Annotated in this window: 10 protein-coding genes; 6 read left to right on the top strand and 4 right to left on the bottom strand. The window is 71.9% G+C overall.

The features are described from left to right. Window positions 1-84: 84 nt before the first annotated feature. Both ACWDZ4_RS06950 and ACWDZ4_RS06945 read right to left on the bottom strand, forming a co-directional pair. Window positions 85-1,194 carry a substrate-binding domain-containing protein gene (locus ACWDZ4_RS06950; protein WP_451507400.1) on the bottom strand — a complete coding sequence of 370 codons (1,110 nt, stop codon included), beginning with the start codon at window positions 1,192-1,194 and terminating at the stop codon, window positions 85-87. A gap of 638 nt (window positions 1,195-1,832) precedes the next feature. Next, a complete protein-coding gene (locus tag ACWDZ4_RS06945) occupies window positions 1,833-2,606 on the bottom strand; it encodes an SDR family NAD(P)-dependent oxidoreductase (protein ID WP_451507399.1) in 774 nt (257 codons plus the stop codon). Window positions 2,607-2,732: 126 nt separating this feature from the next. Between ACWDZ4_RS06945 and ACWDZ4_RS06940 the strand changes: the two genes are divergently transcribed. After that, window positions 2,733-3,629, top strand: coding sequence for a LysR family transcriptional regulator (locus ACWDZ4_RS06940; protein ID WP_451507398.1), 897 nt, complete (start codon window positions 2,733-2,735; stop codon window positions 3,627-3,629). A gap of 82 nt (window positions 3,630-3,711) precedes the next feature. On the opposite strand, the gene ACWDZ4_RS06935 is transcribed toward ACWDZ4_RS06940, so the two are convergent. Then, complete coding sequence (locus tag ACWDZ4_RS06935) at window positions 3,712-4,038, bottom strand: WhiB family transcriptional regulator (protein WP_450261479.1); 327 nt, start codon at window positions 4,036-4,038, stop codon at window positions 3,712-3,714. 380 nt (window positions 4,039-4,418) lie between these two features. Between ACWDZ4_RS06935 and ACWDZ4_RS06930 the strand changes: the two genes are divergently transcribed. From ACWDZ4_RS06930 to ACWDZ4_RS06915, 4 genes are all read left to right on the top strand, one after another. Beyond that, window positions 4,419-5,030 carry a response regulator transcription factor gene (locus ACWDZ4_RS06930; protein ID WP_003948568.1) on the top strand — a complete coding sequence of 204 codons (612 nt, stop codon included), beginning with the start codon at window positions 4,419-4,421 and terminating at the stop codon, window positions 5,028-5,030. Window positions 5,031-5,284: 254 nt separating this feature from the next. Next, entirely contained in the window at window positions 5,285-5,860 is a 576-nt protein-coding gene (locus ACWDZ4_RS06925) for a sigma-70 family RNA polymerase sigma factor (RefSeq protein ID WP_028812321.1), read from the top strand. A 138-nt stretch (window positions 5,861-5,998) separates the two neighbouring features. Continuing rightward, window positions 5,999-7,501 (top strand): IMP dehydrogenase, encoded by a 1,503-nt coding sequence (guaB, locus tag ACWDZ4_RS06920; RefSeq protein ID WP_451507397.1) that lies wholly within the window; start codon window positions 5,999-6,001, stop codon window positions 7,499-7,501. 106 nt (window positions 7,502-7,607) lie between these two features. Continuing rightward, entirely contained in the window at window positions 7,608-8,732 is a 1,125-nt protein-coding gene (locus ACWDZ4_RS06915) for a GuaB3 family IMP dehydrogenase-related protein (protein WP_451507396.1), read from the top strand. A 598-nt stretch (window positions 8,733-9,330) separates the two neighbouring features. Here ACWDZ4_RS06915 and ACWDZ4_RS06910 read toward each other — a convergent pair. Then, the gene (locus ACWDZ4_RS06910; protein ID WP_451507395.1) at window positions 9,331-10,593 is read right to left on the bottom strand and encodes a nucleotide sugar dehydrogenase; all 1,263 of its coding nucleotides are present in this window, start codon (window positions 10,591-10,593) and stop codon (window positions 9,331-9,333) included. A 232-nt stretch (window positions 10,594-10,825) separates the two neighbouring features. Here ACWDZ4_RS06910 and ACWDZ4_RS06905 point away from each other — a divergent pair, with 232 nt between their 5' ends. Continuing rightward, window positions 10,826-12,535, top strand: a complete 1,710-nt coding sequence (locus tag ACWDZ4_RS06905) for a glycerol-3-phosphate dehydrogenase/oxidase (protein ID WP_451507394.1) — start codon at window positions 10,826-10,828, stop codon at window positions 12,533-12,535. Window positions 12,536-12,655 lie beyond the last annotated feature (120 nt).

Here is a 12,655-nt window from a genome sequence, read left to right as displayed (position 1 = left end):
AGGCGGCGGGATGGGCGTTGGCCGTGATCCTTGGACCAGCGCCGACCGAAGTCAAGAGCGAAAGATTGATTGATCGAAAAAAGATCAGGTCGATGAGGCTCCGCAGGACGCCCGTACGCGCAGCTGCGGAAGCAGCGTCAGATGCCGCCGCGGCTCCTCCCCGTCCGCGCCCCGCCCCTGCCCCGGCCACCCCTGTCCCGGCCGCCCCTGCCCCAGCCGCTCCACCAGCAGCCCGGCCGCCTGCCGCCCCACCTCGCGCTTGGGCGGCGCCACCGCCGTCAGCGGAGTGTCCGCCAGCGCCGCCACCTCGTCGTCGTACGCGATCAGCGCCAGGTCCTGCGGCACCCGCACGCCCAGCTCGGCCAGCCGCTGCACCACCTGGATCGCGTCCACGTCGTTGTGGATCAGCGCGGCCGTCGCCGCCCCCGAGGCCACCGCCTCCCGCAGGGCCCGTACCGCCGCCTCGAACCGGTCCGGATACACCTCCGCCGGTACGGAATCGATCACGTCCCGCGGCGGGCGCAGCCCCAGCACCCCCAGCGCCTCCGCGTACCCCGCACGCACCGCGAGAGCCGTCGGCGAGTCGTCGCGGGCCATCAGCAGCGGCGCCCCGTGCCCCAGCTCCCGCAGGTGGCGCACCGCCAGCAGCACCCCGTGCCGGTGGTCCGAGCAGACCCGGTCGGTCCCGTCCAGCGGCGACCCCGCCGCCGGCTGCCGCTCCAGCAGCACGGCGGGCACGGGCAGCGAGGCGATCCAGTCGCCGTACGCCGCCGGGTCGCCCGGCCGCCGCCACCCCGGCGCGACCAGCAGGCCCTCGGCGCCCGCCGCCAGCAGGCCGTCGGTGCGCGCGTGGTCCTCCTCCGGGCGGTAGTCGGAGATCCGCAGGATCAGCCGGGCGCCGGCCCGCGCCGCGGCCTCGTGCGCACCCCGGATGACCTCGGCGAAGTAGTACGTCGCCGAGGGCGCCAGCATGCCGAGCACCAGCCCGCCGCCGGCGCCGCCCCGCTCCTGCGGCCACGAAACCGACCCGTGCGCCCGGTCGAGCAGGCCGCGCCCGGCCAGCTCCTCCACGTCCCGGCGCACGGTGACGGGGGAGACCCCCAGTCGGTCCGCGAGATCCGACACGCGGGCCGAACCCCGTTCCCGCACCAGGCCCAGCAGTCGGTCATGACGTTCAGCAGCACTCTCGCGCACGGCGGCAGTCCCCTCGCAGTTGTGGCGCAGGCCAGAATGATCGAACGATAAGAGTTTCGATCATTCCACCGCAATCCATTGACGTTCGACCAATCAGGATTCGGAATTCCGGCAACGCCGCAGCCCGCCCGCCCGCCCGTCCACCCGGCCGCTCGCCCGCCCACCGGAGCCGTGCCGACCGGGAAGCGACAGCGGTCCGCCTCCTGCCGGCCGTACGTTCCTGCTCGCCGCCTTCCGGGTCGCGGGCGCGGGCGGCCGCGACCCGCACGGACACCTCGCCCGCCACGCCGAAGGTCTCACCGCGGGCACCGCACACCCTCTCGCCGAGAGTGGGGCCGACCGCCGAAGCCTCCGGGCCCCGGCCGCTGCCGACCGCCGTACGCCAGGCCGTCGTCGAGTCCGCGTCCAGGACGCCCGGGTCTGCGCCCGGCTCCGCCCGGTCCACGACTGCACCGCCGATCCCGGCCCGGCGCCCGTCGTCACCCCCGCCGACGTCCGGATCACCGGCCGCGCCATCCGGGCGACCTGGGAGAACGGATCACCTCTCCAGTTCTCCCTGCACTACTGCGACCCGTAATACCGGGGCCCGCAACACCGGGGCCCGTACCAGCCGGGGCCCGTACCAGCCGAGGTCCGTACTACCGAGGCCCGTACTTCCGGCCCGTCTTGGAAGAGATCCCACCGAGCAGCCCGCGCGGCGCCAGCTTCACCGCACCCATCAGCGCCTTGTACCGGGGATCCGGCACCGACACCGTCTTCCCGCGGGCCAGGTCCCCCATCGCTGCCGCCACCAGCTTGTCCGCGTCGAGCCACATCCAGCCCGGGATGTTGTCCGTCCCCATTCCGGCCCGCTCGTGGAACTCCGTACGCACGAACCCCGGGCACAGCGCCATCAGCCGCACCCCGCTGCCCGCCAGGTCCCGCGCCACGCCCTGCGTGAACTGCACGACCCACGCCTTCGAGGCGCCGTACGTCCCGCGCGGCACGAAGGCCGCGACCGACGCGACGTTGACGACACCGCCGCGCCCCCGCTCCCTCATCCCCGCCGTGGCCGCCGCCGTCAGCCGCAGAACCGCCTCGCAGTGCACCTTCAGCATGGTCAGCTCGTCGGCCATGGACACTTCGAGGAAGCGCCCCTTGTTGCCGAACCCGGCGTTGTTGACCAGCAGGTCGACCGCCTGCCTGCGGTCCGCCAGCCGCGCTTCGACCGCCGCGATCCCGGCCTCCGTCGACAGGTCGGCGGTCAGCACCTCCGCCTCGATGCCGTGCAGGTCGTGCAGCTCTGTCGCCTGCTCCTGGAGCCGCTCGGTGTCGCGCGCCACCAGCACCAGGTTGTGCCCGTCCGTGGCGAGGCGCCGCGCGAAGGCGGCGCCGATGCCTGCTGTAGCCCCTGTAATCAGTGCAGTCGTCATACGCGGCACGTTAGTGCCCCGCGTGTACCGCCCGCCCGGCAGGCTTCCCGCTGCGGAAACCCGGCAGGGCTCAAAGCCACTTGCCATTATTCCGCGATCACTCCAAGAGCCGCTTATGCTTCAAGGGTGATCGAAGCCCGTCATCTCCGTGTCCTGCGTGCCGTCGCCGCCACCGGCTCGTTCTCCGCCGCCGCGCGCGAACTCGGCTGCACACAGCCTGCCGTGAGCCAGCAGATGAAGGCCCTCGAACAGTCCGCGAGCACCCCGCTCCTCATCCGTACCGGCCGCGAGATGCGACTCACCCAGGCGGGTGAAGCCCTGGTCCGGCACGCCGCCGGCATCCTCGCCGGGCTGACCGCCGCCGAGGAGGAGGTCGCCGCCATCGCCGGCCTGCGCGCCGGACGCGTACGCCTGGTGTCGTTCCCCAGTGGCAGCTCCACCCTGGTGCCCACCGCGCTGGCCGCCCTGCGCGCCGCCCACCCCGGCACCCGCGTCTCCCTGGTCGACGCGGAGCCCCCGCGCTCGGTCGAGATGCTGCGGGAGGGCGACTGCGACGTGGCACTGGCGTTCCGTTACGGGCCGGGCGGCGCCACCGAGGACTGGAACGACCTGGTCGTACGCCCGCTGCTCACCGACCGCCTCGTCGGTCTGGTCCCCGAGGGGCACCGGCTCGCGGAGGCCGGCCGGGTCGGCATCGGCGAGCTGGCCGACGAACCCTGGATCGCGGGCTGCCCGCGCTGCCGCAGGCAACTGGTCGAGGTGTGCGAGAGCGCGGGCTTCACGCCCCGGATCGATTTCGCGACCGACGACTACCCGGCCGTGATCGGCCTCGTGGGGGCCGGCCTGGGGGTCGCGGTCCTGCCCGAGCTGGCGATGGAGTCGGTACGCCCGAAGGGCGCGCGCACCGTGGCGGTGGAGCCCCCGGTGCGGCGCGAGATCGTGGCACTCACGCTCCCGGACCTGGCCCAGGTGCCGGCGGTGGCGGCCACGCTCGACCAGCTTGCGCTGGCTGCGGCCCGCTGAGCGGGGACGGCGCGGGGCGGGAGCGTGGCGGGAGCGGGGGAGGGGTGAAAGCAGGGGGAGAGAGCCGAGAAGAAACGTTCCTTCACGAGGTCGGCGTGGCCGCGGGCCCCGCCGAAGCGGAGATGAGACGGTTGCGCGCGCGGCCCATCAGCTCTTCGCGCTCGTCCTCGGTGAGCCCGCCCCACACGCCGTAGGGCTCGCGCACCGCGAGAGCGTGCGCCGCGCACTCCGCGCGCACCGGGCACCTCATGCAGACCTCCTTAGCCGAGTTCTCACGCGCACTCCGTGCCGCTCCCCGCTCCCCCTCCGGGTGGAAGAAGAGCGAGCTGTCCACCCCACGGCACGCTGCGAGCAGCTGCCAGTCCCACAGATCGGCGTTGGGTCCGGGAAGGCGGGAGAAATCTGCCATTGCTTGTCCCCTTGCATCGATGCATCGAGAGTGCTCTGGGCTTGAGGCGGCATCCACTGGTGTAAGCAGATGTAAATATGACTCATTGCGAATCTAGCCACAGACACCAGCAAAACGGAAGAAAAGCCGCTAAATGGGGCATAGCTTTACTTAGAAGACATGGCAACCCCTGTCGCGCCCCTGCGCAACCGCACACTTACGTAGAGTGTCGATGGCACCCGTCCAACCCGTAACTCTTTCGAGTGACCGTCGTTGTGAGTGTGAAGCGGTTGAAGGAACAAGCGATCGGGCAAGTGTCCGGGAGCGTCAATCGCACAGGTGACGAAATATGTACCAGCCTGGAGGCTCAAGGTGACGCGCATCAGCTGCGGAGGGCGGCCATGACATCCGTCCTCGTCTGCGACGACTCCCCGCTTGCCCGAGAGGCGCTCCGCCGCGCGGTCGCGACCGTGCCCGGCGTCGAGCGCGTGACGACAGCGGCCAACGGCGAGGAAGTCCTCCGCCGCTGGGGCGCCGACCGCTCGGACCTGATTCTGATGGACGTACGCATGCCCGGCCTGGGCGGCGTCGAGACCGTGCGCCGGCTGCTCTCCGCAGACCCGGGCGCCCGGATCATCATGCTCACGGTCGCCGAGGACCTCGACGGGGTCGCACTCGCGGTCGCCGCCGGCGCCCGCGGCTACCTGCACAAGGACGCCTCGCGCGCCGAACTGCGGGCGACCGTGACCCAGGCCCTCGCCGACCCGACCTGGCGGCTCGCCCCGCGCCGGCTCAGGTCGGCCGAGATGGGCGCGGCCCCGACACTCACGGCACGTGAGATCCAGGTGCTCGAAGGCATGAGCCACGGACGCTCCAACGCCGAGATCGGCCGTGAGCTCTTCCTCTCGGAGGACACGGTCAAGACGCACGCCCGGCGGCTCTTCAAGAAACTCGGCGCCTCGGACCGGGCGCACGCGGTCGCGCTCGGATTCCGCTGGGGCCTGGTCCGCTAGGACCCGGCCGGTGCGCTCCCGCGCGGCTGCCGCGTTCCCCGTCCGCCCCCCGGCGGACGGGGCGACGGACGCCCGTGCCCCTTTCCGCCGCCGATGCCGCATCCTTGGGGAGTGGAAGAGTTCCTCAGGGACGATTCGGTCGAGCGGGAGGGGAGGGGCAGGACATGAGTTCCGGCGTACCCGCTCATAACGCTTCAGTGCACAACCACGGACGTGGTGCCGCGAATGACCCGGCGCCAAGGCACCATGGACCGATGCGCGACGACGAGACGACGGTGATCGGTGCACTCGTCCGGCGTGCGGTCGAGGGCGACGAGCAGGCCACGCACGACCTTCTGGCCCGGGTCCACCCGCTGGCCCTGCGGTACTGCCGCACCCGGCTGAGCCGGCTGCCCGGTGACGCCCGCCACTTCGTGGAGGACCTGGCGCAGGAGGTCTGCGTCGCCGTCCTGATGGCGCTGCCGCGCTACAAGGACACCGGCAGGCCCTTCGAGGCGTTCGTCTTCGCCATCGCCGCCCACAAGGTCGCCGACCTCCAGCGGGCCGCCATGCGTCACCCCGGGTCGACCGCCGTGCCGTCCGACGAGATGCCGGAACGGCCCGACGACTCCCTCGGCCCCGAGGAGCGCGCGCTGCTCAGCAGCGACGCCGAGTGGGCCAAGAAGCTCCTGGCGAACCTTCCGCAGGCGCAGCGCGAGCTGCTGGTCCTGCGGGTCGCGGTGGGTCTGACCGCCGAGGAGACCGGGCAGATGCTGGGCATGTCGCCCGGCGCCGTCCGGGTCGCGCAGCACCGCGCGCTCAGCCGGCTGCGGGCCCTCGCCGGGCAGTAGTCCGGACGGCTCCTCGCGCCCGCCTGCCGTGTGAACGTACGAATTCCGCGGGTGATCTTGCTCGTGGAATGAGACACCCCGCGATCCCGTTAGCATGGACATCCGCGCCGAGCAAGACCATTTGGGAAGGTGTCAGGCATGACTGCCAACGTCGATGGAGTGCCCGAGAAGTTCGCGATGCTCGGGCTGACCTACGACGACGTGCTGCTGCTGCCCGGCGCGTCGGACATGGCCCCCGACCAGATCGACACCTCCTCGTACATCTCGAAGAACGTGCGGGTGAACGTCCCGCTGCTGTCCGCCGCCATGGACAAGGTCACCGAGTCGCGCATGGCCATCGCCATGGCCCGTCAGGGCGGCGTCGGTGTCCTGCACCGCAACCTCTCGATCGCCGACCAGGCCAACCAGGTCGACCTCGTCAAGCGCTCCGAGTCCGGCATGGTGACCGACCCGATCACCGTGCGCCCGGACACCACGCTCGGCGAGGCCGACGAGCTGTGCGCCAAGTTCCGCATCAGCGGCGTGCCGGTGACCGACCCGGCGGGCAAGCTGCTCGGCATCGTCACCAACCGCGACATGGCCTTCGAGACCGACCGCGCGCGCCAGGTCCGCGAGATCATGACGCCGATGCCGCTCGTCACGGGCAACGTCGGCATCTCCCGCGTCGACGCGGTCCAGCTGCTGCGCCGCCACAAGATCGAGAAGCTTCCGCTGGTCGACGACGCGGGCATCCTCAAGGGCCTCATCACGGTCAAGGACTTCGTCAAGGCCGAGAAGTACCCGAACGCCGCCAAGGACGCCGAGGGCCGGCTGCTCGTCGGCGCGGCCGTGGGTGTCGCCGGTGACGCGTACGAGCGCGCCCAGGCACTGATCGAGGCGGGCGTCGACTTCATCGTCGTCGACACCGCGCACGGCCACTCCCGCCTGGTCGGAGACATGGTCGCCAAGATCAAGTCGAACGCCGCGGTCGACGTCATCGGCGGCAACGTCGCCACCCGCGACGGCGCCCAGGCGCTCATCGACGCCGGCTGCGACGGCATCAAGGTCGGCGTCGGCCCCGGCTCCATCTGCACGACCCGCGTGGTCGCCGGCATCGGCGTACCGCAGGTCACCGCGATCTACGAGGCCTCGCTCGCCGCGAAGGCGGCCGGTGTGCCGGTCATCGGCGACGGCGGCCTCCAGTACTCCGGCGACATCGCGAAGGCGATCGTCGCGGGCGCCGACACCGTGATGCTCGGTTCGCTGCTCGCGGGCTGCGAGGAGTCGCCGGGCGAGCTGCTCTTCATCAACGGCAAGCAGTTCAAGTCGTACCGCGGCATGGGCTCGCTCGGCGCGATGCAGTCCCGCGGCCAGGCCAAGTCGTACTCCAAGGACCGGTACTTCCAGGAGGGCGTCGGCGCCGACGACAAGCTCGTGCCCGAGGGCATCGAGGGCCAGGTGCCCTACCGGGGTCCGCTCTCCGCCGTCGTGCACCAGCTCGCGGGCGGTCTGCGCCAGTCGATGTTCTACGTCGGCGGCCGCACGATCCCGGAGCTCCAGCAGAACGGCCGGTTCGTCCGGATCACCTCGGCGGGTCTCAAGGAGAGCCACCCGCACGACATCCAGATGACGGTCGAGGCGCCGAACTACAGCAGGAAGTAATCTCGCCCGTACACGCTGAGGGGCGGCCCCGGAGATTCCCGGGGCCGCCCCTCGCGTGTGTGTCGGGGATACTGGAACGGCATACCAAGAGGGAAAGGCCACACACGTGACTGAGATCGAGATCGGGCGCGGCAAGCGCGGCCGCAGGGCGTACGCGTTCGACGACATCGCCATCGTGCCGAGCCGGCGCACCCGGGACCCGAAGGAGGTCTCGATCGCCTGGCAGATCGACGCCTACCGCTTCGAGCTGCCCTTCCTGGCCGCTCCGATGGACTCGGTCGTCTCGCCCAGGACCGCCATCCGCATCGGTGAGCTGGGCGGTCTGGGCGTACTGAACCTCGAAGGTCTGTGGACGCGGTACGAGGACCCGGAGCCGCTGCTCCAGGAGATCGCGGAGCTCGACGGCGAGACCGCGACCCGCCGCCTCCAGGAGATCTACACCGCTCCCATCCAGGCGGACCTGATCGGGCAGCGCATCAAGGAGGTGCGCGACTCGGGTGTGGTCACCGCCGCCGCGCTGTCTCCGCAGCGTACGGCCGAGTTCTCCAAGGCCGTCGTGGACGCCGGTGTCGACATCTTCGTGATCCGCGGGACCACGGTCTCCGCCGAGCACGTGTCGGGCGCCGCCGAGCCGCTGAACCTCAAGCAGTTCATCTACGAGCTCGACGTCCCGGTCATCGTGGGCGGCTGCGCGACGTACACCGCCGCGCTGCACCTGATGCGTACGGGCGCGGCCGGCGTCCTCGTCGGCTTCGGCGGCGGCGCCGCGCACACCACGCGCAACGTGCTGGGCATCCAGGTCCCGATGGCCACCGCCGTCGCCGATGTCGCCGCGGCCCGCCGCGACTACATGGACGAGTCCGGCGGCCGGTACGTGCACGTCATCGCGGACGGCGGCGTGGGCTGGTCCGGTGACCTGCCGAAGGCCATCGCCTGCGGCGCGGACGCCGTGATGATGGGCTCGCCGCTGGCCCGCGCGACGGACGCGCCGGGGCGCGGCCACCACTGGGGCATGGAGGCCGTCCACGAGGACGTGCCGCGCGGAAAGCGCATGGACCTGGGCGCGGTCGGCACGACCGAGGAGATCCTCCTCGGCCCGTCGCACACCCCGGACGGCTCGATGAACCTGTTCGGCGCGCTGCGCCGCTCGATGGCGACGACGGGCTACAGCGAGCTCAAGGAGTTCCAGCGCGTCGAGGTGACGGTCTCCCCGGCCGAGCACAAGCGCTGACCCCTTCGCGTACGTATCCGACACTTCGCCCCGCCGGGTCTCCGGGCGGGGTGAAGTGCTGGGCGGTCCCGCTCCTTCCCGCTCCTTCCCGCAGAGCGTGTGCTCTGATCTTCGCGCGGCCGGTCGGGCCGCTCGAAGATCAGTCCGGGAGGTGTGTCCTGCGCAAGCGTTTCCTGGTGACCGCCGGCCCGGGCGCGGTCACTGTCCCGGGCCTCACCGGCGCCGCTCCGGCTCCGGGGACGCCGCGACCGAGCCCCGGCTGTCCGACTCCGGCACCGGAGTCGGTGACGTCACGGGCGACATGTCCCGGAACCGGGGCGCCGACGCGCCCGGGGGCAGGTTCTCCGTCCCGTACGGCGGCCCGGACGGCGTCGGTGCGACGCTGCCCGACCGGACGTATGCGCAGAAGAGCGCGGGCGTCCCCGGGGCGGACGGGGAGAAGGACCGCTGGGGTTCGGCCGTGTCCGTGGCCGGCGCCGACCAGGGCGGTCACGCCGGCCTGGCCGTCGGCGCCGACTTCGGGTTCCACTTCAGCGGCCGGCCGCTCCTCCTGCCCGCCGCCCCTCCGCCGCTTTCCCGGACCGCCGCCTTCTCGGCGTCAGAGGCGGTGGCTCGCGCCCGTCGGGGTCGCGCCCCGGGTGTCGAGCAGGAGCTGGGCCTTCACCGCGAGGGCCTGGAGGTCGTACGTGCGGTGGTTCTGCAGGAGCACGGTCAGGTCGGCGTTGGCGGCGGCCTCGTAGAGGGAGTCGGCGCGGGGGACCGGGACGTCGCGGACGCGCCAGTGGGGGACGTGCGGGTCGTGGTAGCCGACCTGGGCGCCCAGGTCCATCAGACGGGTGGCGATCTCCTGGGCCGGGGCGCCCTGCTGGTCGGCCAGGTCCGGTTTGTAGGTGACGCCGAGGAGTAGCACGCGGGCGCCGCGGGCGGACTTGCCGTGCTCGTTGAGGAGGGTGGCGCAGCGCTGGATGACGTACTGAGGCATCCGGCCGTTGATCTCCTGCGCGAGGCCGACCATGCGCAGCGGGTGGCCGGGGGTGGTGCTGCTGTGCGGGATGTAGTTGGGGTCGACGGGGACGCCGTGGCCGCCGACGCCGGGGCCCGGGCGGAACGACTGGAAGCCGAAGGGCTTGGTCTCGGCGCAGCGGATGACGTCCCAGAGGTCGACGCCGAGGTCGTGGCAGAGCACGGCCATCTCGTTGACCAGCGCGATGTTCACGTGCCGGTAGTTGGTTTCGAGTACGCCGACGGTCTCGGCCTCGCGCGGGCCCCGCGCCCGGACCACCTTGTCGGTCAGGCGCCCGTAGAAGGCGGCGGCCGATTCGGTGCAGGCGGGGGTGAGGCCGCCGATGACCTGCGGGGTGCCGGCGTAGGTGTGGAGCCGGTTGCCGGGGTCCACCCGACTGGGGGAGTACGCGAGGTGGAAGTCGCGGCCCGCCCGCAGCCCGGAGCCCTCTTCCAGGATGGGACGGAGGAATTCTTCCGTGGTACCGGGGTACGCGGCGGATTCGAGCAGCACGGTGGTGTGCGGGCGCAGCTGTGCCGCCAGGATCCTGGCGGCTTCGCCGACGGCGCTGAGGTCGAGCGTACGGTCGGCGCCGAGCGGAGTGGGGGCGCAGATGACCGCGGTACGGACCCGGCCGAGCTCGGTCGGCGCCCTGACGGTACGGAAACCCCCGGCCAGCATGCGGCGCAGGTCGGCGGCGGTGAGGGAGCCGTCGCCCGGGGTGCGTCCCGCGGCGAGGTCCGCGAGGAGGTGCGGGTCGGTGTCGTAGCCGAGGGTGTCGATGCCGGAGGCGACCGCGGCCTGGGCCAGGGGCAGGCCGAGGTGGCCGAGTCCGATGACGGCGAGATCTGCGGGCATGGCGGTGGGCCGTCCTTCCCAATAGCCGGAGGGGAGGCAACGCGCAAACCCTGTGGACAGTTCGGGCGAGCGCAATGTCAGACTAAGCGTAAATATGACCGTTACGCGGCATTGTGTGCGGCCGGGGCGCGGGAGTGTTGTCCACAGGCGGTGGCCGAATGCGGGCCCTGCGGACAGAATCGAGAGGGGCGGGGATGTGTTCCCGACCACCCGACGACTGCGGGAGGCAGCAGTGAGGACAGCGACCCTGGGGCCCGCCGAGCGCGCCGAGGCGCTCGCGGCGATGGCCGAGCGTGAACTGGACGTGCTGGTCGTGGGCGCCGGAGTGGTCGGTGCGGGGACGGCCCTCGACGCCGTCACGCGCGGGCTGGCGACCGGCCTGGTCGAGGCGCGGGACTGGGCCTCGGGCACGTCGAGCCGGTCGAGCAAGCTGATCCACGGCGGGCTGCGCTATCTGGAGATGCTCGACTTCGCCCTCGTACGGGAGGCGCTGAAGGAGCGCGGGCTGCTCCTCGAACGGCTGGCACCGCATCTGGTGAAGCCGGTGCCGTTCCTCTACCCGCTCCAGCACAAGGGGTGGGAGCGGTGGTACGCCGGGTCGGGTGTGGCGCTGTACGACGCGATGTCGGTGTCGTCCGGGCACGGGCGCGGACTGCCGATGCACCGTCACCTGACGCGGGCGCGCGCGCTGCGGGTGGCGCCCGCGCTGAAGAAGGACGCACTGGTCGGAGCGTTGCAGTACTACGACGCCCAGATGGACGACGCGCGGTATGTGGCGACGCTGGTGCGCACGGCGTCGCAGTACGGCGCACAGGTCGCCAACCGGGCCCGGGTGACCGGCTTCCTGCGCGAGGGCGAGCGGGTCGTCGGGGCGCGGGTGCAGGATGTCGAGGGCGGCGGGGAGTACGAGGTCCGGGCCAGGCAGGTCGTCAACGCGACCGGCGTGTGGACGGACGACACCCAGGCGCTGATCGGCGAGCGCGGGCAGTTCCACGTCCGGGCGTCCAAGGGCATCCACCTGGTGGTCCCGAAGGACCGGATCCACTCGTCGACCGGACTGATCCTGCGGACCGAGAAGTCGGTGCTGTTCGTCATTCCGTGGGGACGCCACTGGATCGTGGGGACGACCGACACGGACTGGAGCCTGGACAAGGCGCATCCGGCGGCGTCCAGCGCGGACATCGACTACCTGCTGGAGCATGTGAACACGGTGCTGGCGGTGCCGCTGACCCGTGATGACGTCCAGGGCGTGTACGCCGGCCTGCGGCCGCTGCTGGCCGGGGAGTCGGACGCCACCAGCAAGCTCTCGCGCGAGCACACGGTGGCGCATCCGGTGCCGGGGCTCGTCGTGGTCGCGGGCGGCAAGTACACGACGTACCGCGTGATGGCGAAGGACGCCGTGGACGAGGCGGTGCACGCCCTCGACCAGCGGGTCGCCGCGTGCGTGACCGAGGACGTGCCGCTCGTCGGGGCCGAGGGGTACCGGGCGCTGTGGAACGCGCGGGCGCGGATCGCGGCGCGCGCGGGGCTCCATGTGGTGCGCGTGGAGCACCTGTTGAACCGGTACGGCTCGCTCACCGAGGAACTGCTGGACCTGATCGCCCGCGATCCGTCGCTGGCGGAACCGCTGAGCGCGGCGGACGACTACCTGCGGGCGGAGGTGGTCTACGCCGCCTCGCACGAGGGCGCGCGCCACCTCGACGACGTACTGACCCGGCGCACGCGCATCTCCATCGAGACCTTCGACCGGGGGACGCGCAGCGCGCGTGAGTGCGCGGAGCTGATGGCGCCGGTGCTCGGGTGGGACAAGGAGCAGATCGAGAAGGAGGTCGCGCACTACCAGAAGCGGGTCGAGGCGGAGCGGGAGTCGCAGCGCCAGCCGGACGACCTGACGGCGGACGCGGCGCGGCTGGGAGCGCCGGACATCGTGCCGTTGCAGTGATCCGGCCGGGGGCGGGGAAGTCGGTTCCGGTGCGGGGAGATTCGGTGGAGCCGCCCTGGCACTGCTGTGAACTGGGAGGGGTCCCTTTTGTCGGTGCCGTGGAAAGGAGCCGGCGACCCG

It is taken from the genome of Streptomyces sp. NPDC003016, from assembly GCF_053591455.1.
The sequence above is the reverse complement of the archived record's forward strand: the minus strand, read 5'-3'. Positions and strand labels throughout refer to the sequence as shown.